The organism is Oscillatoria sp. FACHB-1406 (genome assembly GCF_014698145.1).
In the GTDB taxonomy this organism is placed as follows: Bacteria; Cyanobacteriota; Cyanobacteriia; order Cyanobacteriales; family Spirulinaceae; genus FACHB-1406.
On the sequence record NZ_JACJSM010000012.1, the window covers coordinates 1 to 25,283 of the forward strand.

The 25,283-nt window shown below is 47.4% G+C and carries 18 protein-coding genes and 1 tRNA gene; 15 read left to right on the forward strand and 4 right to left on the reverse strand.

Annotation, left to right across the window (positions count from 1 at the left end; genetic code table 11):
* Positions 1–1,325 (forward strand): IS1634 family transposase (locus tag H6G50_RS13165; RefSeq protein ID WP_199302901.1); only part of this gene is annotated, 1,325 nt, incomplete at its 5' end.
* Between the two features lie 319 nt (positions 1,326–1,644).
* Here H6G50_RS13165 and H6G50_RS13170 read toward each other — a convergent pair.
* Together H6G50_RS13170 and H6G50_RS13175 are read right to left on the reverse strand one after the other, a co-directional pair.
* A complete protein-coding gene (locus H6G50_RS13170; protein ID WP_199302903.1) occupies positions 1,645–2,592 on the reverse strand; it encodes an SPFH domain-containing protein in 948 nt (315 codons plus the stop codon).
* Positions 2,589–2,972: a hypothetical protein gene (locus H6G50_RS13175; RefSeq protein ID WP_190716962.1), complete on the reverse strand. Its 384-nt coding sequence runs from the start codon at positions 2,970–2,972 to the stop codon at positions 2,589–2,591. The genes H6G50_RS13170 and H6G50_RS13175 overlap by 4 nt, the downstream gene beginning before the upstream one ends.
* Before the next feature lie 161 nt (positions 2,973–3,133).
* On the opposite strand from H6G50_RS13175, the gene H6G50_RS13180 reads away from it, so the two are divergent.
* From H6G50_RS13180 to H6G50_RS13215, 8 genes are all read left to right on the forward strand, one after another.
* Positions 3,134–3,610, forward strand: coding sequence for a hypothetical protein (locus H6G50_RS13180; protein WP_190716964.1), 477 nt, complete (start codon positions 3,134–3,136; stop codon positions 3,608–3,610).
* A 69-nt stretch (positions 3,611–3,679) separates the two neighbouring features.
* The gene (locus H6G50_RS13185; RefSeq protein WP_190716966.1) at positions 3,680–4,081 is read left to right on the forward strand and encodes a fasciclin domain-containing protein; all 402 of its coding nucleotides are present in this window, start codon (positions 3,680–3,682) and stop codon (positions 4,079–4,081) included.
* A gap of 102 nt (positions 4,082–4,183) precedes the next feature.
* Positions 4,184–5,059: an alpha/beta hydrolase gene (locus tag H6G50_RS13190; protein WP_190716970.1), complete on the forward strand. Its 876-nt coding sequence runs from the start codon at positions 4,184–4,186 to the stop codon at positions 5,057–5,059.
* A gap of 13 nt (positions 5,060–5,072) precedes the next feature.
* The gene (locus H6G50_RS13195) at positions 5,073–6,281 is read left to right on the forward strand and encodes an AI-2E family transporter (protein WP_190716972.1); all 1,209 of its coding nucleotides are present in this window, start codon (positions 5,073–5,075) and stop codon (positions 6,279–6,281) included.
* Positions 6,282–6,306: 25 nt separating this feature from the next.
* The gene (locus H6G50_RS13200; protein ID WP_190716974.1) at positions 6,307–7,509 is read left to right on the forward strand and encodes a homocysteine biosynthesis protein; all 1,203 of its coding nucleotides are present in this window, start codon (positions 6,307–6,309) and stop codon (positions 7,507–7,509) included.
* Between the two features lie 202 nt (positions 7,510–7,711).
* The gene (locus H6G50_RS13205; protein ID WP_199302905.1) at positions 7,712–8,704 is read left to right on the forward strand and encodes a YcaO-like family protein; all 993 of its coding nucleotides are present in this window, start codon (positions 7,712–7,714) and stop codon (positions 8,702–8,704) included.
* An 80-nt stretch (positions 8,705–8,784) separates the two neighbouring features.
* Complete coding sequence (locus H6G50_RS13210) at positions 8,785–9,882, forward strand: amidohydrolase family protein (RefSeq protein WP_190716976.1); 1,098 nt, start codon at positions 8,785–8,787, stop codon at positions 9,880–9,882.
* A gap of 114 nt (positions 9,883–9,996) precedes the next feature.
* Complete coding sequence (locus H6G50_RS13215) at positions 9,997–15,387, forward strand: AAA family ATPase (RefSeq protein ID WP_190716978.1); 5,391 nt, start codon at positions 9,997–9,999, stop codon at positions 15,385–15,387.
* A gap of 40 nt (positions 15,388–15,427) precedes the next feature.
* Here H6G50_RS13215 and H6G50_RS13220 read toward each other — a convergent pair whose 3' ends face one another.
* On the reverse strand, positions 15,428–16,477 hold the full coding sequence (locus H6G50_RS13220; RefSeq protein WP_190716980.1) for a hypothetical protein: 1,050 nt from the start codon (positions 16,475–16,477) through the stop codon (positions 15,428–15,430).
* A 507-nt stretch (positions 16,478–16,984) separates the two neighbouring features.
* Here H6G50_RS13220 and H6G50_RS13225 point away from each other — a divergent pair.
* From H6G50_RS13225 to H6G50_RS13245, 5 genes are all read left to right on the forward strand, one after another.
* Positions 16,985–17,848: a tetratricopeptide repeat protein gene (locus tag H6G50_RS13225; protein WP_190716982.1), complete on the forward strand. Its 864-nt coding sequence runs from the start codon at positions 16,985–16,987 to the stop codon at positions 17,846–17,848.
* A gap of 110 nt (positions 17,849–17,958) precedes the next feature.
* Positions 17,959–19,047 (forward strand): alpha/beta fold hydrolase, encoded by a 1,089-nt coding sequence (locus tag H6G50_RS13230; protein WP_190716984.1) that lies wholly within the window; start codon positions 17,959–17,961, stop codon positions 19,045–19,047.
* Positions 19,048–19,403: 356 nt separating this feature from the next.
* Positions 19,404–21,779 carry a putative PEP-binding protein gene (locus H6G50_RS24560; protein ID WP_190716986.1) on the forward strand — a complete coding sequence of 792 codons (2,376 nt, stop codon included), beginning with the start codon at positions 19,404–19,406 and terminating at the stop codon, positions 21,777–21,779.
* A gap of 233 nt (positions 21,780–22,012) precedes the next feature.
* Positions 22,013–22,744 (forward strand): DNA repair protein RadC, encoded by a 732-nt coding sequence (gene radC, locus H6G50_RS13240; protein WP_190716988.1) that lies wholly within the window; start codon positions 22,013–22,015, stop codon positions 22,742–22,744.
* Positions 22,745–22,882: 138 nt separating this feature from the next.
* Positions 22,883–22,954 (forward strand) — tRNA-Val (locus tag H6G50_RS13245).
* A gap of 668 nt (positions 22,955–23,622) precedes the next feature.
* Here H6G50_RS13245 and H6G50_RS13250 read toward each other — a convergent pair.
* On the reverse strand, positions 23,623–23,901 hold the full coding sequence (locus tag H6G50_RS13250; protein ID WP_190716989.1) for a hypothetical protein: 279 nt from the start codon (positions 23,899–23,901) through the stop codon (positions 23,623–23,625).
* 541 nt (positions 23,902–24,442) lie between these two features.
* Here H6G50_RS13250 and H6G50_RS13255 point away from each other — a divergent pair.
* Complete coding sequence (locus tag H6G50_RS13255) at positions 24,443–25,282, forward strand: hypothetical protein (protein WP_190716991.1); 840 nt, start codon at positions 24,443–24,445, stop codon at positions 25,280–25,282.
* Position 25,283: the final 1 nt, after the last annotated feature.

The window sequence follows — 25,283 nt, forward strand, 5'->3', positions numbered from 1 at the left end:
GAATCCTAGACAGACTTTGGGAAAAAGGCTTAAGCAACATCTTCATGCAAGTCGCACTCGCCTTGGTGAAAAAATACGACATTTGCACAGAGGTTCTACACTTAGATAGCAGTTCATTTCACGTGCATGGAGAATATAACACCCATGACCCCCTTCAAGAAGAGAACTTAGAACCGCGCTGCATAGAGATCACCTATGGATACTCGAGAGACCATAGACCCGACCTGAAACAATTTACATTAGACTTAATCTGTAGCGGGGATGGAGATATCCCCTTGTGGCTGAAAACGAATTCGGGAAACGCATCAGACAGCCAACAATTTGCGAAGATTCTGCAACAGTTCAAAAAAGAAATAGACTGGGAGAGCTTATTCGTAGCAGATTGTGCATTCTACAGCCGAGAGAACTTAGCACTGAGTAGCAACTTAAAATGGCTGACGCGAGTTCCCTTAACAGTCAAAGCCGCCCAAAAAATCGTGAATCAAATCCCCTCCGAAGAGCTAATCGCCAGTGATACAGAGGGTTACAGGTATAGCGCCCTCTCTCAAAACGACAGTGGAATCGAGCAACGCTGGTTGTTAGTCGAAAGCGAAAAAAGACGAGAATCAGACTTAAAAAAACTCAACAAAAACTTCGAGAAAGCCGCGCAAAAACTGGCGACCGAACTGCGACAACTCAGCCGACAAACTTTTGCCTGTATCCCGGATGCACGTCAGGCGGCTCAGAAACTCTTCAAGAAGGCTAAGTATCATCAATTAGGGGAAATTAAAATAGAAGAAATTCCGCCATCCTCGAAAAAGCAGAATCAGTCTTCAGCGTATCGAGTCACAGCAACAGCCGGCGAATCTCCGGAAAAATTAGCCCCCCTTAAAGTGGCGGCTGGACGCTTTATCCTGGCGACGAATGTTCTCGATGAGCAAGCCTTAAGTCATGAGGAGATGTTAAGCCATTATAAAGGTCAACAAGCGGTCGAGAGAGGATTTCGATTTCTGAAAGACCCGATGTTCTTAACCGATAGTGTGTTTCTCAAGTCGCCCCAACGGATTGAAGCTTTGGGTTTAATTATGGGTTTATGCTTGTTAGTTTATAGTTTGGGTCAACGTCAGTTGCGCTCTGAATTGCAACGTCGAGAAGCGACAGTTCCCAATCAATTAGGTCGTCCGACCCAGCGTCCGACTTTAAGGTGGATATTTCAATGTTTTCAAGCCATTCATGTCTTCGATTTGGGCAAGGGGATACAAGTTTCTAATTTAAATGAGGAACGCTTGTTAATGTTGAAGTTCTTTCCGCCAGCTTGTCAGCGCTATTATCTGGTCGCTGAATAAGACCGATAGCTAACAATTGAGAGCGAACGACTCCATTTCAATTTCTGAGATGGGGTAAGCTGGGATTGCGCCATTTTTCCCAAAATGGCAGTTGAGATTGGGATTGGATTCTAAAAAGGGCGAAAAACCTCGGTATCAGAGCGTGAGAAACCGAGGCCGAGCTATGTCGCACAGAGGGCTACTATTTGTCGTGCGGAATGTGGGTTAAATCAGTGCCATTCAGGAAAAAGTAGATCGATGCCCAGCACCGATATTCAAGCCCCCGATTTCAGTTCTTATCTAATCATTACGAACTCCGAATTATCAATTACGAATTATGTTAATTCGGAGAAGGAGCAACGGCTGCTCGGTTCCCACCAATTTGGACATTTGGCGTTTGAATCGTCGGCGCTTGTTCCCCATTCCACTTTTCAACCCTCGCCCGTTCCACCCGCAAGCGCTCTAACTCCAGCAATTGCGGCGTAATCGAACCGGCGCGCAAGCGGTTTGCCTCGGCTTCGGCTTTTGCTTGCTCGATTGTAACTTGCGCCTCGCCCTTCGCTTTTGCGACATCTGCCGCCGCTTCTGCCTCTACCTTTTTGCGATTAAACTCTGAAGTTTTAGCGGCTTGTTGCGCTGCAAATTGTTCGTTGATACTCTTTTGAATATCGGGCGGCAAACGCATCGGGCCTAGCAGCGATACATCTTGGACAACAATCGTCGGGAAGCGATTTTGAGTACAATCTATCACTCCTTTGACTAACTTTTGTTGATTGGTGGGCAACATCGAAGGCGTTAAATTAAAGTTTTCGGCAACATCGGCAAAACAGTTGCGAAGCCCGTTTCGTAACTCATTCGCGCGAAACTGTTCCGGCGTTTTTCGATAGGTTTCATAGAATTGATGAAGTTTGGTTTTATTACCCGAAATGGGATCGGTTGTGAAGCCAAAAGAAACACCAACATCGGCAGAAACCGGGCTTCCTCCTACCGAGAATGTAACCGATTCATCGTTGGTCGAGCCTTCGGTAGCCGCTTGAGTAAAGGGATAAGTATTAATAAAGGTTGGGAAAATCACAACTTGTTCGGTATAGCCGTTATACCAGACTCGCCCCGTGACGAGTTTGGCATTTTCAATTCCTTTGTTACCGCCGTAGAGTTGAATTTTTAAGCCCGCATAACCGGGTTCTACTGTCTTAACGCTGGTTCCCGGTACGACACCGCAAGAGGCGAGTCCGGAACCCAAACCGAGCAGCAATGTCATTGAAACCAAAGTTTGTTTAACGTTCATCGCTTTTTGATTCCTTTTAACAATTCCATAGGAGTGAGATGTAGTGCTTGAAAATCGGGATCGCTTTGCAATACATCGAGCATTTCGAGGGATTCGAGAACTTGTTGGGAGGAAATGTCTAAAAATTCAGCGAGTGCGATCGCGTCGTATTCGGGAAAGCGCTTTAAAAATAGAGTTCTGGCTTTTTTGGCATCGGCAGCGCGCAATCCGACGTATAATCCCGAACTGCCCAATAAACTGGGGACAGCCAACCAGATCGCAAAACCGATCGCGGGTTTGTTGGAGTTGAGGAAAATTGGCGCAACAGATAACAGCACGAGCGAGAGCAGAACTTCTGCTGCACCGACAATGAGCCATTTTCGGATCGTCTTCAAATTCACAACCTCCTCTGGAGGGGGTAAAATTCAGCAATATCGGCTTTCTGGGACGCGCACGCCTCGAATCTACCCGTATCGAGAGAGAACTACAATCGCTCTTCAGACTTTTTCGGAAGAGGGCGCTAATATCCTAGAATTGAGCCATCAAATCTCTACAGTCATTGATGAGGAGTTCCGTTTTGATGCAATGGTTGCGTTCTCTGTTCGCGCTCGCGCTCGCCTGTCTCAGCTTCCTCGCCACAAGTTGCACCAGCGCTAAAGTTAGCCAATGTAAAAACTTGCTCGAAATCGCCGCTCGAAGCAATCCCCAAGCTCCTGCCGATCGCGCGCCGAAATCCGAGCAAATGATTCGACAAGCCGATCTCGCCGAGCAAAAAGCCGAACAAGTGGAATCGGTTGGCATTACCGATGCCAAACTTAAGGAATATCAATCGAGCATCGCCAATTTGTACAAGGAAGAAAGTCAGCGCTTCCAAGATGCAGCGAAAGCCCAGATCGCCGCGAACCAAGTCTCGGCAAAAACCGATAAAGCATCGCTCGATGCGTTGTCTAAAAGCGCCTCGCTCTATCTCAAGGCGATCGAGATCTATAGCCAACAAAACGATGCGATCGGCAACTTGAGCGCCTATTGCACTCAGTAAAAAACCGTTTCAGTTTATATTTAATGGGAGTCAGTCAAAATTCTATGACCTCGTTGCCACTCAAAATTTATGCCGGATATCGTTGATGTTGCTGTCAGTGCGGGTTCGTTCCAGACTTTAGTCACCGCCGTCCAGATTGCAGGCTTAGTCGATGCCCTTAAAAGTCCCGGGCCATTTACTGTCTTTGCGCCCAATGACGATGCTTTTGCTAAGCTCCTGCCGGGAACCGTAGAATCTTTAGTTAAATCGCCGCCTCAATTAGGTCGAATTTTGACCTATCACGTCGTAGCGGGCAAACTGATGAAAGCAGACCTCGAAAAGGTTCAATCCGTAACTTCCCTGGAAGGTTCGCCAATTCCGATTGATTGTTCGGATGGATTTGAGGTTAAAAATGCAACGGTGATTGCCCCCGATATTGAAGTCGATAATGGCGTAATTCATATTATCGATAATGTCATTTTAATGGGGTAATTTCAGTGACTTTGCTGATGGGGAGCGCAGAGCGATCGCGCTTTTACATCTGACTGTTAAGACAGCAAGTTTCCGATCGCGACTGCCCCTAATTTCCCATCCATGTCTCTACTCGAAACAGCTTGGCAACACGAATTTATAACCACGAACGGCGTGCGATTGCATTACGTGACCCAAGGGGAAGGGCCTTTGATGTTAATGCTGCACGGTTTTCCGGAATTTTGGTACTCTTGGCGGCATCAAATTCCCGAGTTCGCGAAGGATTACAAAGTTGTTGCCCTCGATTTGCGCGGCTATAACGACAGCGAAAAACCCCAGGATGTCAACGCCTATCGCATGGAAGAATTGCTGGGCGATGTCGAAGGGGTTATTAGGGCTTTGGGCTACGAACGCTGCGTTTTAGTCGGACACGATTGGGGAGGCGCGATCGCATGGTTTTTCGCCGATCGCTTTCCCCAGCTTCTCGATAAACTGATTGTCCTCAATCTTCCCCACCCGGCCAAGTTTGCCGAAGGCTTGCAAACCAATCCCCGGCAACTCCTACGCAGTTGGTATATCTTCTTTTTTCAATTGCCTTGGCTGCCAGAATTCCTACTCGGACTGAACGATTGTTCTGCGATCGCAGACGCTTTCTCTCAAATGGCGATTGACAAAAGTGCCTTTGCCCCCACTGACCTGCAAGCCTTTCAAAATGCGGCAGGAAAGCCGGGGGCATTAACGGCAATGCTCAACTACTACCGCAATGTTTTTCCTATCCTAACGCGATCGCGCCCCTGGAACATTCTCGAAGTTCCAACCTTACTCATTTGGGGCGAAGAAGATACCGCACTCGGCAAAGAATTAACCCACGGAACTGAAGCGCTTGTGCGAGATTTTCAAATTCATTACATCCCAAATTGCAGCCATTGGGTACAACAGGAAAGACCCGAATTAGTCAATCAGTATATGCGAGAATTTTTAGATCGGGAAATTAAGTAAGGAGAAAGCAGTTGTGAAATTCGGTCAGTGGTTGGGCTTAATTGTCCTCGTTGTTTCTTTATATATTTTGTGGCAGATTCGGCAACTGGTACTGCTGTTTTTAACTGCTGTTATTCTTGCCGTTGCTTTAGGCTTTCTCGTCAAAAAGTTGCAACGCTTCGTACCGAAACGGAGTCAGGCAGTTTTTCTCTCTCTCGTTCTCGTCTTTTCAATTATTATTGGCGTATTTTGGCTGATTGTCCCCTCCTTTACCGATCAGTTTCAACAACTCGCGACTCGTATTATCGAAAGTTTGCAAAAACTCGATACTTGGTTTCGGCAACTCGAAGCTCGTCTCGACCCAAGATTCGTTCAATTAATTCCCGCTCCCAACGAGCTAGCCAAACAACTTCAACCTTTAGCTAACAGAATCTTTAACCAAGGCTGGGGCTTTTTCTTCAATACGCTAGGAAACCTCCTCAATGTTCTGCTGGTCTTTATTTTGACCTTAATGATCCTCGCCAACCCTCAACCTTATCGTCAGGGGTTTATTCGCCTGTTTCCTTCCTTCTATCGACGGCGTGCCGATGAAATTCTCGATGGCTGCGAAGATGCCTTACAGGGATGGCTAGTAGGCGTTTTATTTAATATGTTTGTGATTGGGACGCTCAGCTTTGTCGGGTTGCTTGCCCTGAGAGTTCCCCTCGCTTTGTCCCAAGCCATTTTAGCCGCATTTTTTACCCTAATTCCTAATATCGGGCCTGCTTTAAGCGTGGTTGTGCCAATGGCGATCGGTTTCCTCGATGCGCCCTGGAAACCCCTGGCGGTCTTGTTACTTTACTTTTTCATTCAACAACTTGAAACCAATGTTTTAACTCCCCTTGTCATGGCGAGGCAAGTTTCGCTTTTGCCAGCGATGACATTACTCGCTCAAATCTTTTTTGCCAGTATCTTTGGATTTTTAGGGTTATTCCTTGCCCTGCCGCTTACCGTTATCGCTCAAGTTTTAATCTCTGAAATTTTAATTGTGGATGTTCTCGATCGCTGCAAAGGAAAGGAAAAATCGGGGCAGTCCTTAGAAGGGACAATTGCGGAAGAAAAATTGCTCCCTGCAACAACAGAAATATCCGATCGCATTCGAGAAGTTATCCGTCCGCCCGAACCGCCTTTTACAACAGTGGAAACGGACGATACACCTCCATCCCTTCGAGAAGGATATCCTGACTCCGAGGAACGCGCTTAACTAGACCCATCACGCAGCAAATTCTATGCGGACGATCGCGGAAATTAATGAAAAAATTGGCAGTCAGCGCGCCGTTGTTTGGACGGTAGAAGAGTTGAAAGCGCGGGTGCAAGAACTCGGCGTGACGCAAGCAGCAAAACAAGTCGATGTCGTTACGACCGGGACTTTCGAGCCGATGGAATCGACTGGCGCGATGATTAACTTAGGCCATACCGATCCGCCCATTAAGATTCGGCAGTGTTGGTTCGATGGCGTTCCCGCTTATGCCGGTTTGGGGGCAGTAGACTTGTACTTAGGGGCGACGGCAATGGCGGACGAACAGAGTTCCCAAGAAGCGAGTGAAGTTTCCGGAACTCCCCTCAGACGCGGCGGCGGTCATGTTATCGAAGATTTAATCGCGGGCAAACCCATTAACCTGCGCGCGCGGGGACAGGCGACGGATTGCTATCCGAGGGCTTTTTTTGAAACAACGATTACCCGCGATACGATTAACCAATTTTATTTATTCAATCCGCGCAATCTGTATCAAAATTTTTTAGTCGGGGTTAATGGCGGCGATCGCGTCCTCTTCACTTATCTCGGGCCATTGCAACCGCGCTTGGGAAATGCCGTTTACTCCAATCCCGGCGCGATTTCCCCCCTCTTTAATGACCCCGATTTAGAAATTATTGGGGTTGGGACGCGCATTTTTTTAGGCGGCGGGATTGGTTATATCAGTTGGGAGGGAACGCAGCATTTCCCCCTACAAAAACGCCTCGAGAATCGCACGCCCATCGGCCCTGCGGCAACCCTCGCGTTAATCGGCGATGCTAAGCAAATGAACCCTTATTGGGTGCGGGGATGCTACTTTTATAAATACGGCCCCTCGATTATGTTAGGCGTTGGCATACCGCTGCCGGTGTTACACGAAGAAGTGGTGGCGCGCTGTGCGGTGCGGGATAAAGAAATTGTTGCACCCGTAGTGGATTTTTCCATTCCCCGGCGGGTTCGTCCGACCTTTGGTTTGGTCAATTACGCGCAACTGAAAAGCGGGCGGATTAAGATTGAAGGAAAGACCGTGAGAACCGCGCCGTTAGCCAGTATTGCCCTCTCGCGACAGGTAGCGGAGGAGTTGAAACAATGGATCGATCGCGGCGAATTTACCCTCACCGAACCCACCGTTAGCCTCGCGCGCGATCGCGCCTTTCTCCCTCAAGATAGTTGGGGTTCGCAAATTATTTTGGAATAGAAAAAAATCTGGGTTATATAGATCGGCGAATAGCAAACATCCGAATCGCACCCGAACGTTTTTATTGGGAAACTGGACGCTCTTGCGGCGTTGCTTTTTGGGGATATAACCGCGTGCAGAAACCCCGACTCGCTTCCGATAGTCTTGACGACCCCTACATTCGCGAACTAGAATCAGACAATCAAAAATTGGGGCGGGAACTTTGGGTCTTGGATATTACAAGCGACTTGGAGATTCCGACTTTTGCTGCGATGAATGGAATGCGAACTGTTCTGGGTGGTTTCAAAAAATCCCAGAGATTTTTGATGAAGAACGAGAAATTGAATGGACTCCAGTCTGGTCGTTCCGCGATCGCGAATTCAAATATCTCCCAACCGCTTACTGCTATTATGGCTATCCGTATAACCCAAAGCTCGACTGTTGGGCTGACTCTAACGGTTGTGCAGCGGGCAATCATTTAGAAGAGGCCATCTTACAGGGTTTTCTGGAACTGGTAGAACGGGACTGCGTGGCTTTATGGTGGTACAACCGCCTTAAAAAACGTAAGGTAGATCTAAACAGCTTTGACGATCCCTATTTCCCTGCCCTGAAAACCCATTACCAGACCCTCGGTCGAGAACTCTGCGTTTTAGATATCGCCAGCGATTTAAACATTCCGGCCTTTGCTGCTGTGAGTTGGAGAAGCGACCGCGAAACACAAGATATTATTTTCGGTTTTGGCGCTCATTTCGATGCGAGTCTAGCGGTTAGTAGAGCTTTAAGCGAGCTAAACCAGATCCTCCCTAACGTTTTATCTGCCCATCCAGATGGCACAACTCGCTATCCTTCTCCTTCAGATCCCCTCGCCATTCAATGGTGGAAAACGGCGACCTTGGAGACTCTCCCCTATTTGGTCAGCGATGAAAGTCTTCCCCCAAAAGTTTCTAGCGATTACCCCCAGCTTAGCTGCGACGATCTCTTGGAAGATGTAGCAACCTGCCAGCAAATTGTCGAACAGAACGGTATGGAAATGCTAGTGTTGAATCAAACTCGACCCGATATCGGATTGAAGGTTGTTAAAGTTATTGTTCCGGGAATGCGTCATTGGTGGAGACGGTTGGGGGCGGGACGACTCTATGAAGTTCCCGTCAAAATGGGTGGGTTGGAGAAGCCATTGGCAGAAAATCAACTCAACCCTTTTCCCATGTGGATGTGAGCGGTGGAGGGGAGGTAAAATTCAACCCTTTTTCCATCAGGATGCGATCGCTATTGCCAAATCGTCAGAGGTTAAAACTTATGCCTAACGACTATCAAATCATTGATGCCGATGCCCACGTCTTCGAGCCTCTGCATATGTGGCAGGAGTATTTAGAACCTGAGTATAAAAGCTTTGCGCCATCCGCCGAGATGAAAATTCAGGGGGAGCCAATTTATCAAAAAGTCTCTCAAGAGGTTGTCGCTCATTGGAGTCAGCAAATTTTCAAAGCCTATCCCCTTGCAAGACACAAAGGATTCACCAATAAGTTACACCTGGCAACCATGCAAGAAATGGGAATCGATGTTTCCTTTATTTATCCAACTCTCGGATTGGCGATTCAATCCGTTGACGCGCTAGCCCCTTCAGTAGCGGGGGCTTTTACCCGCGCTTATAATAACTGGTTGCAAGACTTTTGTAGCTACGATCCCCGAAGACTGAAAGGTATCGCGATCGTTAACCGTCACGCTCCCGAAGAAATGGTGGCAGAACTCCATCGAATCGCTAAATTGGGCTGGAAAGCGGTCTGTTTGCGTCCCAATCCCGTAAAAGGGCGACTGCTGAGCGATCCGGTTTACGAAGGATTCTGGCAAGAGTGCGAAGATTTAGGAATAGCCGTAGGGATTCATGAAGGTACTCACAGTCGCTTGCCGAGCGCCGGAGCCGACCGATTTAACACCCGTTTCGCCTTGCGCTCCTGCTCGCATCCGATGGAACAGATGATGGCTCTGCTCGCCTTAATTGAAGGGGGCGTGTTAGAGCGTTATCCCAGACTGAAAGTCGGATTTCTAGAATCGGGGTGCGGTTGGCTTCCCTACTGGTTGTGGCGGTTAGATGAAGAATACGAGTGCCATTTCTGGGAAGTTAAGGAGACGGTGAAAATGAAACCTTCAGAATATTTTCGTCGCCAGTGCTTTGTTACCTTCGAGCCTTCAGAACCCTACCTAGAGCGCATTATTGAGGAGATCGGTGCTGATAACTTACTATTTGGTTCCGACTACCCTCACATTCATTGGAAGCTTGATGAAGATGAACCCGAGGTTTTCGAGGTTAATCAATGGCTTCATCAGCGATTGCCTGAAGACGCAATAAAAAAAATACTTTGGGAAAATCCCGCCCGTTTCTACGGTTTAACATAGTAAGAAATTCAAAAAAAAGACTGTCAACATCAATTCGGAGTCCGATTTAAACGCTCGCTCGTCATTGGGCAAGCGCCGTTCATTCAATGAAGCTAGAAGCCCGAGGTATTATTAATGATTGCGAACAATAGAGATCGCTACCAAATTATTTCCAAAATATACGAAAGTGCTAACTCTATAGTTTATAGAGCTATCTGGGAGCGAGATGACCGACCGATTATTCTGAAGATTCTGAAAGAAGACTATCCCACCGTAGAGGAACTTACGCGATACAAGCAAGAGTATGAAATTACCCGCTCTCTAAATCTAGAGGGTGTGGTAAAGGTCTATGACTTGCAGAGATATCAAAACAGTCTTGCCATGTTTTTAGAGGATTTTGGTGGGGAATCCTTAAAGTTTTGGATGGCACAACGCAAATTCACTCTAGAGGAATTTATTATTATCGCACGCCAGATCGCTGAGACTTTAAGTGCGATTCATGCCGCCAACATCATCCACAAAGACATCAATCCCTCTAACATCGTCTATAACCCCGAAACCGGTCAGCTTAAAATCATTGACTTCGGAATTTCCGCCATCTTATCCCAGGAAAACCCCACCCTTACCAGCATCGATCGCCTAGAAGGAACCTTAGCCTATATTTCTCCCGAGCAAACTGGCAGAATGAACCGAGCGATCGATTCTCGCAGCGATCTTTACTCGCTCGGAATCACTTTCTATCAATTACTGACCCATCGATTGCCTTTTGAGACCGCAGAGCCGATGGAGTTGGTACACTCCCACATTGCCAAACAAGCGATCGCTCCCCACTTAATAGATAGTCATATTCCCAAAGCAATTTCGGACATCGTTCTTAAATTGATGTCGAAAACAGCCGAGGAACGATATAGCAGCGCTCTGGGACTGAAGGCAGATCTAGAAATCTGTTGGCAGCAGTTACAAAGCACGGGTCAAATCGCAGAATTTCCGCTCGGCGAAAGAGACATTCCCACTCGCCTACAAATTTCCCAAAAACTCTACGGTCGCGAGGAGGAGATTGCCGGACTTTTATCTGCCTTCGAGCAAGTCGTGCAAGGGAAGACTGAAATGGCTCTCCTCGCTGGCTACTCTGGAGTGGGCAAGTCAGCGATCGTCAACGAGCTTCGGAAATTGATTCTCCAACAAGGAGGGAATTTCATTAGCGGTAAGTTCGATCAGTATACGCGAAACATCCCTTATGCTGCCCTAATTCAAGCTTTCCAAGGATTGATACGGCAGCTACTCGCACAGAGCGAAGCGCAAATCCAAATTTGGAAACAGAATCTTTTGGAGGCTTTGGGTAGTAATGGGCAGATTCTTATTAACGCAATTCCCGAATTAGAATCAATTCTAGGCAAACAGCCCCCCATCCCGTCGTTAGGGCCGACGGAATCTCAAAATCGCTTCAACTTAGTGTTTCAAAAATTTATTGGAGTTTTTACGAAGAAAGAACATCCTCTCGTTATCTTTCTCGACGATCTTCAGTGGGCAGACTTAGCATCGTTGAAAGCACTAGAACTCCTAATGAGCGATCGCGAAAGCCAGTATTTATTAATCGTGGGAGCATACAGAGATAATGAAGTCACTCCGACTCATCCTCTGATGCAGACTTTAGAACAGGTTCAAAATATCGGTTTGCTCGTCAGACTCGTTCCCATTTCCCCATTGCAGCGCGATTGCGTTAGCCAATTGATTGCTGATACCCTTGGTGCTTCACCAGAAAAAGTTAAAACTTTGGTAGATCTAGTCTTCAACAAGACCGATGGCAATCCCTTCTTCGTGACGCAATTGCTCAATTTTTTATATACAGAAGGATTACTATACTTTGACTCTTTACAGTGGGTGTGGAAATGGAATATCGAGCAAATTCAAGCAGTCGAAACCAGCCAGAATGTTGTCGAACTCACAATCGGCAAAATGAGGAAGCTCGCTCCTAAAACGCAGAATATTTTAAAGTTAGCTGCCTGCGTTGGAAACCAATTCGATCTAGAAGTTCTTGCCGTTGTTAACGCCCAATCTATATCAGAGACTGCGATTGAGCTTTATCCCGCCCTGCAAGAAGGTTTAGTTTTACCGTTGAGCGACGCTTACAAAATTCCTTTGCATTGGCATCGGGAAATATCCGCAGATAATGCTGAATTTTCTCCAACTTTCGTCCCTAAATATTCCTCTTCAATTTCCTACAGATTTTTGCACGATCGCGTTCAGCAAGCCGCCTACGCACTCATACCAGAAGAGCGAAAAAAGGAAGTTCACCTAAGAATCGGTCAACTCCTTTTGGAAAATATTGCCTCCGAAAAGTTAGAAGATCGTATTTTCTCTCTAGTTAACCACTTCAATATCGGTCAATCTTTAATTGCCGAGCGATCGCAAAGACACGATCTCGCTCGTTTCAATCTAATTGCGGCTAGAAAAGCTAAAAGTGCAGCCGCTTACGAATCTGCCCTTAAATACTTAGAAACGGGAATCGTTCTTTTGTCATACGATAGCTGGGAAGATACTTATGAGTTAACCCTATCTCTCCATCTAGAATTGGTAGAGATGCAATACGTTACTACTCAGTTTGAGGCAGCAGAACAGTTTTCTGCAATTATTCTCGAACGGGCTAAAACCCTTCTCGATCGGATTAAGGTTTATGAGTTGAAAATTCTGTCTCACATTGCAAGAATGGAACTTAATGCAGCGGTAGACCTTGCAATAAAAGTTTTAGAACTATTAGAAATAGTTCTTCCCAAAGAGCCGACTATCCAGCAAGTTAATGCCGCACAAGAATCAATAGAATTGCTTCTGAAAAATAAGCAAGTTGAAAATTTATTCAACTTGCCAGATATGAAAGATTCCAATAAGCTGGCGGCGGTTAGAATTTTGCTGAGCGTCAGTTCGGCTGCAATCATTACAACTCCGCTTCTTTACTCTCTAGTCATAATGACTGAAGTGAATCTTTGTATCGCTTACGGTAATGCACCTCAAGCGGCTGGTGCATACATTTATTTTGGGACACTTCTGTGCGCTAAGAAAGATGTTGAGTCAGGATATCGGTTTGGAAAACTGTCGTTAAGGTTGTTGGAAGAAACTAATCGTCGAGAATCTAAGTCTCTAGTTTTACACTATCTCAACGGATTTATTCGCCCTTGGAAAGAGTCAATTCGCAACAGTAATATTATTGAAATGTTGAGAGAGGCGCTTAATGTTGGCTTGGAGACTGGAGATATAGAAACAGCTTCTTTTAATGCTTCAGCTTATTGTCTATTTTCTCTCTTTGCTGGTATTCCTCTCGATCGCGTGATTAAAAGATACGAAAAATATATAAAATTAGCAGATAAATTAAAACAAGCATATACTGTCTTTTATATGAAAAATTCAAGTAAGACTGCTAAAAGTTTACTTGAAGGATACTCAGAACGATATTGTTTAGTTGCTGGTGACTCTCCCGAAGAAGAAGAGAAGTTACTCGAACAGTGGACTCAAGAGCAAGCAGCATGGTTGCTCTTCAGCACTTACCTAGCAAAAACTATTTCATACTACTTTTTCAAAGACTACGATCTCGCAATAGTGAGTACAATTAAAGCGGATGAATATGCTGCTAGTTCGGCAGCATATATTGTGGCAGTGCAGCATAATTTTTACCATTCTCTTGCTATACTTGCTGGCTATTTTTCTAATAGTAGCGATCGCAACGAAGAAGCATTAGAGCGAGTATCGAGAAACCAAGAAATCTTAAAGATTTGGGCATCTCATTGCCCAGAAAACTTTCAACATAAGTATCAGTTAGTTGAAGCAGAAAGGGCGCGGCTACTCGGACAAAATTGGGAAGCAACGGAACTGTACGAGCAAGCGATTCTAGGAGCTAGAGAAGGAGGATTTATCCATGAGGAAGCCTTAGCTTCTGAACGTGCTGCCGAATTTTATTTTTCCCTAGGCAGAAAAGAAACAGGTCGATTTTACCTCAATGATGCTTATTTTTGTTACAGTCAGTGGGGTGCAAAAGCGAAAGTGAAAAAGTTAGAAGAAGACTATTCACAATATTTATTAAAATCAAATATCCACAACAAATCTAATAATATAGATAACATTACATCAACGACAGATAGCACAGTAACTACTACGGGTTCTAACGGTAAAGGACTCGATTTAAACACAATCGTCAAAGCCTCTCAAACCATTTCCGGCGAAATCGACACCGAAAAACTCCTGCAAAAACTCATGAAAATCGTCATTGAAAATGCTGGCGCGCAAAAAGGTTTGCTGCTCCTAGAAACTGCCGGCAACTGGGCGATTGAAGCCGAAGGAACCGTCGATGTTGAAGACGTTCGACTGCTCCGCTCCCTTCCCATCGACACCCTAGACCCCGACCAACAAACGCCCCTCCTCTCCGCCTCCATCGTCAACTACGTCGCTCGCACTCAAGAAAGCATCGTCCTCAACGACGCAACTCAAGAAGGACAATTTATCAACGACCCCTATATCCTCGCCGCCCAACCTAAATCTGTCCTCTGCGCCCCCATTATCAATCAGGGCAAACTCATCGGCATCGTCTACCTAGAAAATAATCTCACAACTGGCGCTTTCACCGCAGACCGATTAGCCGTATTAAGCATCCTTTCTGCCCAAGCTTCTATCTCCATTGAAAATGCTCAACTTTACCAAAACTTAGAGCAGAAAGTCGAAGAACGCACCGAAGAACTCGCCACAGCCAATGCAGAGATTTTAGTCTTAAACGAGCGACTCAGAGCCGAAAATCTGCGGATGAGTGCCGAACTCGAAGTTACTCGCCGCCTGCAACAAATGATTCTACCGAAACCCGCAGAACTCGAAGCGATCGAAGGAATAACAATTTCCGGATTTATGGAACCGGCAGAGGAAGTTGGCGGCGACTATTACGATGTTCTCCGTCGCGGCGATAAAGCAATGATTAGTATTGGCGATGTCACCGGACACGGTTTGGAAAGTGGCGTTCTAATGATTATGGCTCAAACCGCAATTCGGACTTTGTTAACGCAGGGCGAAACTAATCCCGCTAAGTTTTTGCAAACGGTCAACCAAACGATCTTTGATAACGTCGAGCGGATGGATGCCAATAAAAATATGAGTCTGTCTTTACTGGAATATCAAAACCAAAGTCTGCGTTTGAGCGGACAGCACGAAGAAGCGATCGTCGTGCGAAATGATGGTGAAGTCGAGCGCATCGATACGATCGATCTCGGCTTTCCCCTCGGTTTAGAAGCCGACATTTCCGACTTTATCGCTTCAACTGAAATCCCGTTAAATTCTGGAGATGTTGTTGTTCTGTATACCGATGGAATTACCGAAGCCTTCGATATTAATAATGTTGAATATGGGATAGAGCGCTTAATTGAAGTGGTGGTTCAAAATCGGGGACGAGAGGCAGCCGAAATCGAGCGAGCGGTGATTGAGGATGTGCGTCAATACATCGGGGAGCAAAAAGTATTTGACGATATTACTTTAGTGGTTATCAAAAAAAGTTGAAGCCCAATTTTATTAAAAAAACTGGGCTTTAGGAGTGGGTTTATTCGGGGTTTTTCTGGGGATTTCGAGCCGGTTTAATCGGTTTGGGAACGGGACGCGGAGGGGCTTTACTCGCATCCCGAGGCGGAGTAGGTCGTTCGGGGAGACTGCCCTCGCGACGGGGGAATTTACCCGGCGGTCGTCGTCCTTGACTATTATTTCTGGAGAAGGGCTTTTTCTTTTCGCCCGGTTTGCGTTTTTTAATCGGCATGGTGCCGATATCAGTCGCTTCCTCAATCGCTAAGGTATTGCCCTGCAACATGACCTGCACATCCCAAAAATGACCGAGAACGCGCTCGGTAGGGGCGACTCCTTTAAGCGTCAGTTTAAAGTAGCGAGAGCGATCCGCTTCTTTACGCGGTGCTTGTTGCACTTTAATAATCAGCTTTTCGTCTTCCTTGGCGTAGAAAACCGCCTCGCCGCGAATCGAAAAATAGCCATCTCTGAGGGCGAGGGTTGGCTCGGGTTCGGCAGATTCGGAAGAAGCCTCGGTACTCTCGGAACTCACTGGGGCTTCCGGTTCGGTTTGAGCGGGCGCATTGGCTTCGGCTTCGGGTTGGGCAGCTTCTGCCGAATCGATCGCGCGATCGCTTTTCGTGCCGAGAACCTCCGGTTCCCAAACCCCCACAATTTGAACGTGCAGGTCGCCTTCTTGCCGAGTGCGCGGATAAACGACCCACAAGTGAGGAGCGCTCAAATCTAAATGATTCTTAACAACGCCGATCGCGCGGCCCAAAAGAACGGCATCAATCGGCGTACCATCGACAGCATTGAGCGTTCCGCGCGTCAGGGATTCTTCGCTGGGTTGGTAGCAACCGCGAACCAAGCCGATGGCGCGGTACTGACGGGGGTCGCTGGGGGGCGGGATGGGATGGTTTCGGACGGGGACGGTTAGAGTCACGGGACTAAGATCGGCAGGAGTTGAGGGATGGTTTCGAGTAGATTCGCCAGCATCGGGACTGGGAGACTGGCTTTTGCGAGTAGATAATGGCTCGGAGCGATCGCTCTTAGGGGAGGGTGATTCGGAAGACCGATTCACAGTCGGATTCATAAAAACTCCTTGCGGCGGAGACACACAATTTCCTAGCAGTGTTGCTAAGGATTAGCTCGGTAGGCGAATCAGGCTTTAGCAACAGAAGGAGACACTTACAGTTGTTCGATCTCGATGCTAGCCCAAAATTTTCATTCTGGGTTTTTGCGATCGCGCGATCGGCAATCTGCGGCACTCCTTCATTTATTAACCTGAGTCTGCCTATTTTACTCAATGCAGGGGATCGCCGCGTATATCCGCATAGTTTAGCGAAATCTTTAAATTTCTCGATAAACGATAGTTTAGTAAAATCTTTTAATTTCTCGGACAATAATTGTCAATCACCCCTGCCCTCGCTGGCAAGGAGTGGCAAAGGAATTGCAAGATTGCCGCGAACGCAAGCAATATTTTTGGTAGTCTATAGTATTGTCTAAGCTTGTCTAAGCTAAAAGTTGACAAACGGCTCTGCTGAAATTAAGCATTGCTCGATCGAGAAAATTGAGTTCTATGTAGGGTTTGTGAGGCACTATGGCAAGAACGGCAACACGAGGTAGAAGTTGGCTTTATCTGGGCATTCTCTTAATTGCCCTGCTAGGAACGGGAGCGTGCTTGTTCCTGTTGTTCGTGCAGTTGCTCGAGCGAGAACGCAGCGCGGTCATTGCACCTAGCGTTGAAGCCAATCCCGCACCCACCGTCCTCCAAAACAGCGAAGAACTGGAAACCAAAGCCAAAGGCTTAGAGTTAGTCTTACAACAAAGCGACAAAAACACCGATGCCCTCGAAGGCTTAGTGAAAGTTCGCCTCGAGCAAGGCAACCTACGCGAAGCCCTCGTACCGTTAGAAAAGTTAGCCGACCTCAAACCGCAAATTCCGGACTATCGCATTCTCCTAGCCGAAGGCAAACAACAGATTGGCGATTCTGAAGCTGCGTTTGCTGCCTACGAAAAGGTTCTCAATAGCAGCCCCGGTAACATTAAAGCCTTGCAAGGGATGGTTAACCTGCAATTAGCCCAAAATCGACCCGAAGGCGCGATCGGGCGCTTGCAAGACACGCTCAAAATCGCCGCGCAAGCCAACGCTACCAGCCCCGGACAGTGGGATATTGTTTCTATCCAACTGCTCCTCGCTCAAGTTTACGTGCGCCAAAACCGTCTCACTGAAGCGAACGCCGTTTACGATCAAGCGATCGAAGCCAATCCCCAAGACTTTCGCCCCGTCTTCGCCAAAGCCACGATCCTCAAACAGCAAGGACTCGATGCCGCCGCCAAACCCCTCTTCATTCGCGCCGCTAACCTCGCCCCGCCCAAGTACAAAGATCAACTCAAACAGATCGTTGACCAATTCCCCGCCGACTCTTCCCCCGCCAAAGAGCCAGCAAAAGCCAACCCTTGATAATTCGTAGTTCGTAGTTTGTAATTCGTAATTCGTAGTTTGTAATTCGTAATTCGTAATTCGTAATTCGTAATTCATCACTCATAATTCATAATTCTCCCCCTCCCCGCATGAAGCAGCTTCAATCCACCCCTGCGCCTCTGTATCGAGCCAGCTTTGATTATCAAGCCCCTTGGTATCTGCAAGATGGATTTATTCAAACCGTTGCTGCTAGCTATTGGTACGGGACGACTTGGGGCTGGTGGGGCGAATCCGTCCCTTGGCTGTCTCACCTCCCCGCCATTCCCTGGCAGGAACATATTTTTCGCGGCGCTGAAGACGTACCCCTTTGGGGATTGTGGAGTTGTCCCCCGGCAGCTAAAGGAACTCTGATCCTTAACTACGGCATTACTGGAACCGTCCGAGATGCTTGGTACGCGCACATTCTCGCTCGCAAAGCCTACGCGCGCGGCTTTGCCGTTCTCCTTTACGACTGGCGCGGACACGGTAAAACCGCAGAACTTTCCCCCGCTCCTTCCTCGGATGGCTGGCGCGAAGGCTCAGATCTCGTCCAACTGGCTTGGCAGTTAATCGCGCTCGGTTGCCCCGATACCGTCGCTCTGGCGGGGTTTTCTCTGGGCGGGCAATTGGCGCTGTGGGGGCTGAAAGCGGCGGTGGAAGAAGGCTGTACGCCTATCCGTGCGGGAGCCGTTCTCGCGCCTAATTTGGAGTCGAATCGTTCGCTAAATTATTTGCTGACGACGCGAATCGGACGCATTATTGAGGGCAGGTTAACTGCTGAATTGCGCGTGGAAGCTCGCAAGCGCCAAGAACGTTTTCCGGAGGCGGTTAAACCGGGGGCAGCCCAGCGAGTGGATTCAATCCGCGCTTTCGATCGCGAAATGGTTATCGATTACTATGGTTTCCGCAGTACGGAAGACTATTACGAAAAGACGAGCGGGCTGTATTTATTAGATCGCATCCAACTGCCGTATTTACTGATTTATGCGGCTGACGACCCGATGTTTATCCCGGATTTAGTACCGGAAATTCAGCAGCGCTGCGGGCAAAATCCATCAGCCAACCTCTTATTGACTTCCCGAGGCGGTCACGTTGCCCACATCAATCGTCGCAACCGGCTCGAAGATCGCTTTTGGGGTCTTAACCGAATGTTGGATTTTTGCCAAGAAAAGACGTTTGAGGGAGGTCGAAATCGTTAATTGGCTTGTGACCTGCCTTTGGGAGTTAAAGAGCCGATCGCAAACTTCGTAGAAGGCTGAAGCCAGCGCTACAAATTTTTCATCTAAGATTGGTATAATTTTTTTTTGAATCGGAAGCAAGCTATACTGGCTCGATACACTTGAGAGAGAGAAACTTAAGAATAATGGAGGAATTCTCTCGATAATCCTCTAAACATCGCGAGAAGTTGCACTGTAATTTGAGGTGATTTAACACAGATTTTCAGCACAGGAAGTCCCAGCGATCTCGGCGTTGCTCGTAACGTTTTTGAGCGAAAAACAAGCAATTACAAGATAACGTTACAGGTCATGCTATTAACAATATTGTTGCAAATTGAGTGGAATCTTTATATTGGCTCGATCGCATTCAACCGTCGCAAGCAAACCGGGTTGGGGAAAAAGCCTTAGTTTTGAGCCAAATCTGGCATACCCAATCGATAGTCCCCGGTTTCGTCGTTTCAACCGCAAGACTGCGCTCTTTTTTAGAACGAGTCGGTCGTGAGGAACCTTTACTCGCCGATTTAGCTGATTCGGCCCTGCATATTGATGTTAGCGATTCTGAAGCCCTACGCGCGATCGCGCGACGGGTACGCGCCAGCATCTTAAAAACCGAGTTGCCGTCGGAGTGGCTTTCTGAGATTGGGGAGGCGGTTCGGGGCTGGCAAACCTCGAGCGTAATCGTCCGTCCTTCGTTAGTTCCACCGGCTAACAGACAACAAGATTTTGCGGGGTTGTTGCGATCGCGCGTTTGTAGCTGCGAAAGCGCTGCGCTGGAATTTGCAATTAAATGGGTTTGGGCAGAACGGTTTCGGGCAGCGAGTTTATTTTGTTGGGCGAAAGCGTCTGCTAGTGACAGCCCGAGCGAGCTTGCTTTGTTAATTCAGCCAATTCGCTCTGCTCGCGCTTCCGGAACGGTGGAAATTAGAGGCTCGGAGGCTCGCGTCTACTCGGTTTGGGGACTGGGACACAGTGCAGCACGCGGTCAAGTTAGCCCCGATTGCGATATCGTCTCTTTAAAGGATATTGCTAACGGCACTGAGGGGAGTCGGCGCGGGATATTTACTCGACAGTTGGGCAAGAAAACGCTCCTGTATCGCCTTCAGCAAGGAACGGAGTCTCCTAACGCGGTTGAGGCGGAAAATTTGCAGGTCGAGTTGACGAGCGAAGTGCAACAAAGCTCTTTCTGTTTGAGTGAAGCCGAACTCAATGAGTTGTTGGAATTGACGTGGAATATCGCCGCTAAATTCCCGCAACTCTGTTATTGGGAATGGACGCAATTTTTCGAGGACGAACGGGCGGCGCAACCGCGATTGTTTGCCATCGTTCAGGGAGGTCTGAGGTGTCGCATCCAAACCCCCATCGCTCTCCAGTCTGCGCCCTGGAAAGCGAATACTTTTACTGCCTCCGAACCGGTAGCAGAAGAGGCAGCCGCCCTTTTGCAAGGATTGCCGGCTTCTCCGGGGCGAGTTAGCGCCGTGGCTGAATCGATCGCTAACTTGTCTCCCTCGGCTTCGATACCGCCGGGACGAATTTTGGTGGCCAAAGCGATCGCGCCGGAATGGTTGCCTTTGCTGCAAGAGGCTGCCGGGATTGTTGCCGAACAAGGCGGGATTACCAGTCATGCAGCGATTATTGCCCGGGAATTGGGCATTCCCGCGATCGTCGGCGTTCGCGGTGCGACTTCCACGATTAAGAGTGGAGAACAACTATCGATCGACGGTACGAATGGCAGCATTCATCGGCACGAGATCGCTGATTTTGCCGACGTTGCCCCGCAGACTGAAAGCTCGGTTTTGCAGTCCCGATCTGACTTTCCCATCGCGACGCAACTGTTTCTCAACCTCAGTCAGATTCGAGGTTTGGAGCGCGCGGCACTCTTACCCATCGACGGGATCGGACTGTTGCGATCGGAGTTAGCGATTGTCTCCATGCTCGACCAACAACCGCTGGCTTGGTGGCTTAACGGATCGCGGAAAAATGATTTTGTCAAGTGCTTAAGCGAACAAATTCTCCAGTTTGCGCGAGCATTTTTTCCCCGCCCAGTTTTTTACCGTTCTAGCGATTGGCGATCGCGCGAACTCTCCCCCGATTCGGGCGAAAGTACCGAAGGAGGCAACCCGATTTTGGGACGGCGCGGCACTTTAACTTATACTCTCGCGCCCGCACTCTTTGAAGCAGAACTTGCGGCCCTCGCCAGGGTGCAAGCGTTGGGGTATGCAAACGTCAGATTGATTTTACCGTTTGTGCGCGCTCTCGAAGAAGTTGTATTTTGTCGCGAGCTTATCGAGAACATCGGACTCAACCAATACCCTAACTTTCAACTCTGGATTATGGCAGAAGTCCCCTCCGTCTCCTATATGCTGCCCGAATACGTTAAAGCAGGCGTTCAAGGCATCTCTATCGGGACTAACGATCTCACCCAGCTTTTATTAGGAGTCGATCGCGAACGCGCCGAACTCGCGCGGTTATTTGACGAACGTCACCCCGCCGTTTTAAATACCGTTCGACAGCTAATCGAACAGTCGCGTTCCCTGGGGATTCCCTGTTCGATTTGCGGGCAAGCACCCGTCGTCTACCCCGAAATTATCGATTTATTAGTGCAATGGGGCATTAGCGCTATTTCTGTCGAAGCTGGTGCCGTTGAAAAGACGTATTTAGCGATCGCGCGTGCCGAACAGCGCCTCATGCTGGAGGCAGCACGAAAAGGGAGATAAGGGAATTGAGAGTTGCCCAATTTCAGTAAGTTTTCGCTTAACTTGCTCTCGCGAGTTGGGAATAATTGAGAATAGACTCCCAACTCCTGAATTTGAGGGAACAATTTACGATTTATCCCAATTCTCCAAGTTCGGACGACACATCTTGAGGCTGAAACCCCGAATATATCTAGGTTTCTTCATTTTTAATTTTTAATTTTTAATTTTTAATTGGTATTACCCTTCATTTATCGATGGCCTATCACCTGAGAATTGCAGATCTGCTTCCGAGCGAACGCCCCCGGGAACGCTTATTAGAATATGGGGCAAAAAATCTTGCCCTCGCTGAGTTAATCGCGATCTTACTCGCTACCGGACAAGGAAAAGGCAAACTTTCCGCCGTAGGATTGGGGCAATATATCTTACAAGAATTGAGCAAATATCAGCGCGATCCCCTCGATGTTCTGCGCGATATTCATCCTCAAGAGTTGATGCAAATTCCCGGCATCGGCCCTGCTAAAGCAACGACTATTTTAGCCGCGATCGAACTCGGAAAACGCACCTTTCAGTTCTGCCCCAAACAACGCACCGCCATTGAAAGTCCCGAAGATGCCGCCGCTGCCCTCGCCCACGAGTTAATGTGGCAAAAACAAGAACGTTTTGCTGTTATTCTGCTCGATGCGAAAAACGGTTTAATTGGTACTGAAGTCGTCACCATCGGCACTGCAACCGAAACCTTAGCCCCTCCCGCCGAAATTTTTCGGGAAACCATTCGTCATAACGCCATTAAATTCATCGTCGCTCACAATCATCCCTCTGGCAACGTCGAACCGAGCGAGGAAGATAAAATCTTAACCGGACGACTCCTCCAAGGCGCGCAACTCCTCAATATTCCTCTATTGGATCATTTGATTTTAGGGTGCGGCAATCATTGCAGTTTGCGAGAAGTCACGAACTTATGGACGACTTACCCACAAAATGAGTGATGAGTGATGAGTTATGAGTTATGAATGCTGAGTGCTAAATTACGAATTACATTTCGGCAGGCTCAATGACCCCGAATTACGAATTACCAATCGGGTTGTTTGTTCAGGGGCGATCGTGCTACACTTAACAAGCTATACGGGCGATTGGCACAGGGGTAGCGCACTTCCTTCACACGGAAGGGGTCACTGGTTCAAATCCAGTATCGCCCATCTATTATACAGTAAGGGTTTTAGCCATTTCTCACTGTCCGTTTAATCCCTTGATTAACTACCATTGTGACCGAAGTGTGACCAAATTACTAGATGTACAACTGTACTACCGACCGTTTGTTTACGGTTTGAGAAATAATCTTAAGGTTTTGTACTATCGAGAGGAGTACAAAGAGTATAAAGGAAACAAAAATTAAGGGGAACAGCCTTAGCCATTCCCCTTAGTGCTTTTCAACCCCGTTGGGGTTAGGACAGTCGCAAGCCCCTATTGATTCAATTATGCCCTGTAACGTTTAACTGCGGCTGACAAACTGCCATCCATTAAAATAGAACACAGGTCACTATCAGCACTGGTGTGCTTACCAATCCTTAACGGGATACGGCTAGGGAAAGCACAGTTGTTCTGGGGTCTAGTACCGATGGGCGTGCCAGCATCGTCGGGGAAGTTCGATTCTTCCGTTAGTGACCTGTGTACAACTCAGAGAGTACACATCCTAGGGGAGGGGCATTTTGTGAATAATACAACTAAAAAGTTGTACTTTGAAGTTGTACTTTCTAGAAAATACCCCCTACCCCCCCCTAGGATGACGTTTTCTCGTTGAGTGATTCCTGTTTTAGGTGAGGTTGTACACAGTTGTACAATCCAAAGACGGACAAATTACGCACAATCACACCTTTTGCTGTAAGACGAGCATCAATGCGTTCACTTTCTCTTCAAGGACGCTTATCCGTTTCTCAAAATTATCTGTATCGGTCGGTTGAGGTTCATTAACGGGACTCTCATCGCCTAAAGGTATTTCACCCCTAGCTATCTTTTCAATAAGGTTTGATGCGCTTAAACCGCGTTCAGAAGCCATATCTGAGAATAGCTTAGCCGCTGTAGGGGTTACAGTGTAGCCTTTATTGATTCGCTTTTCTCCATGCTCTGTGTGACTGGCTTTAGGCATACAAATGTCCTACAGTACAAACGCTCAAAACAGATTACATTACCTATTGACTTATTATACAGGTGATAGCTACATTAATACTATGGTTATAACACCCAAACCAAGCAATCACGCGGTTTCTGGGCTTACCCTATCTTGCCTTCTTTCGTGAAGGAAAGCAAGAGAGAACACATTTACTACCACAGAACCATGACAACTGAAGAGAAAACAAAAACATTGAGCGACTTAATCGTTCTCGAAGACATACTCGTTCCTTTGAATGACGTACACCCTCACTGCTTTTTTGAATGGCAAAACGCTACCTATATCAAATTAGAAACAGTGAGTCATCACGAATCGGTTTTTCGCTCGAAGGTATTCTGTCGCTGTAAACGGTTCATTCTCGATAAAGATTCCTCGCGAGTCCTCAATAGTTTGAACTTTCAAGCTGACCTTATTCCTGTGGATGAATTTGTACGAATCGTCCAACTCATACCCTGTGTGAAAAGCAATTGATAACGTTATCGAGGGGAGCTAACAACTTCCCTTTCTTTTTAACCCTATGGACATCACAGAACAACTCTTAGAAAACACATCAGGAGCCAGTGACTTATGGCTTTTATCTAGCGGTGACTTACTCAGTTACGAAGAAGAAATCGCCAATAAATTCAACTACACCGACAGCAACGAAAGCGCTCTCGAATGGGCAACATCAGAAATCAAAAATCAACTCTCTGGATTCGTTCGTGCCGGTATGATTGCCGCTCGCGTCAAACGTTTACACCTTCATTTAAAAGCTGGTTTCTTAAGCTTTAAAGATTGGTGTGATAAAGCACTAAAGAAAACGCACTGGTACGTCAACAAATTGATTGACGCGGCTGAAATCGTAACGACGCTCTTACACGCTGGATTCGATGTTCTACCGACCTGTGAAGCTCAATGCCGCCCGTTAGTAAAGCTATTCGACAAGAAAACTGGTAGCGCCGACGAATTAATAGAAGCGTGGCACGAAATAACCGAAACCATACCCGCTCAACACATCACAACCAACCGAATCAACGAATACTTAGGCGAGCTAAAACCGCCCGCTAAACAACGAATTAGCCTACCAAAGGAACTGTACGAAAAGCTGGACAGACAGGCACAATCTAAGGGTCTAACTGTTGAGGAATTACTGGAATCTTTCGCCGAAGAAGAAGAACCGAGCGAGGTAGAACCTGAGAAGCAAGAGGAGTGGCAGAAGGACGTACAAGCGTTAGTGCAACAGCAGGATTTAGTTGAAGCCATTGAACATGAAATGACGCTATTGGAGCCTCGGAAAACCAGCGAACGAGTAAAGGTAGCGTGGAGTGTTTTGAACCGGCTTAGGTGTCAAATGTTCAACGCAGTTGGCACGTCGTAAA

Excerpts from the sequence above, each read along its gene's own strand:
- H6G50_RS13170 (WP_199302903.1), bottom strand. The coding sequence starts at position 2,592 with ATGAACGTTAAACAAACTTTGGTTTCAATGACATTGCTGCTCGGTTTG.
- H6G50_RS13180 (WP_190716964.1), top strand. The coding sequence starts at position 3,134 with ATGAGGAGTTCCGTTTTGATGCAATGGTTGCGTTCTCTGTTCGCGCTC.
- H6G50_RS13185 (WP_190716966.1), top strand. The coding sequence starts at position 3,680 with ATGCCGGATATCGTTGATGTTGCTGTCAGTGCGGGTTCGTTCCAGACT.
- H6G50_RS13190 (WP_190716970.1), top strand. The coding sequence starts at position 4,184 with ATGTCTCTACTCGAAACAGCTTGGCAACACGAATTTATAACCACGAAC.
- H6G50_RS13200 (WP_190716974.1), top strand. The coding sequence starts at position 6,307 with ATGCGGACGATCGCGGAAATTAATGAAAAAATTGGCAGTCAGCGCGCC.
- H6G50_RS13210 (WP_190716976.1), top strand. The coding sequence starts at position 8,785 with ATGCCTAACGACTATCAAATCATTGATGCCGATGCCCACGTCTTCGAG.
- H6G50_RS13215 (WP_190716978.1), top strand. The coding sequence starts at position 9,997 with ATGATTGCGAACAATAGAGATCGCTACCAAATTATTTCCAAAATATAC.
- H6G50_RS13220 (WP_190716980.1), bottom strand. The coding sequence starts at position 16,477 with ATGAATCCGACTGTGAATCGGTCTTCCGAATCACCCTCCCCTAAGAGC.
- H6G50_RS13225 (WP_190716982.1), top strand. The coding sequence starts at position 16,985 with ATGGCAAGAACGGCAACACGAGGTAGAAGTTGGCTTTATCTGGGCATT.
- H6G50_RS13230 (WP_190716984.1), top strand. The coding sequence starts at position 17,959 with ATGAAGCAGCTTCAATCCACCCCTGCGCCTCTGTATCGAGCCAGCTTT.
- radC (WP_190716988.1), top strand. The coding sequence starts at position 22,013 with ATGGCCTATCACCTGAGAATTGCAGATCTGCTTCCGAGCGAACGCCCC.
- H6G50_RS13250 (WP_190716989.1), bottom strand. The coding sequence starts at position 23,901 with ATGCCTAAAGCCAGTCACACAGAGCATGGAGAAAAGCGAATCAATAAA.
- H6G50_RS13255 (WP_190716991.1), top strand. The coding sequence starts at position 24,443 with ATGGACATCACAGAACAACTCTTAGAAAACACATCAGGAGCCAGTGAC.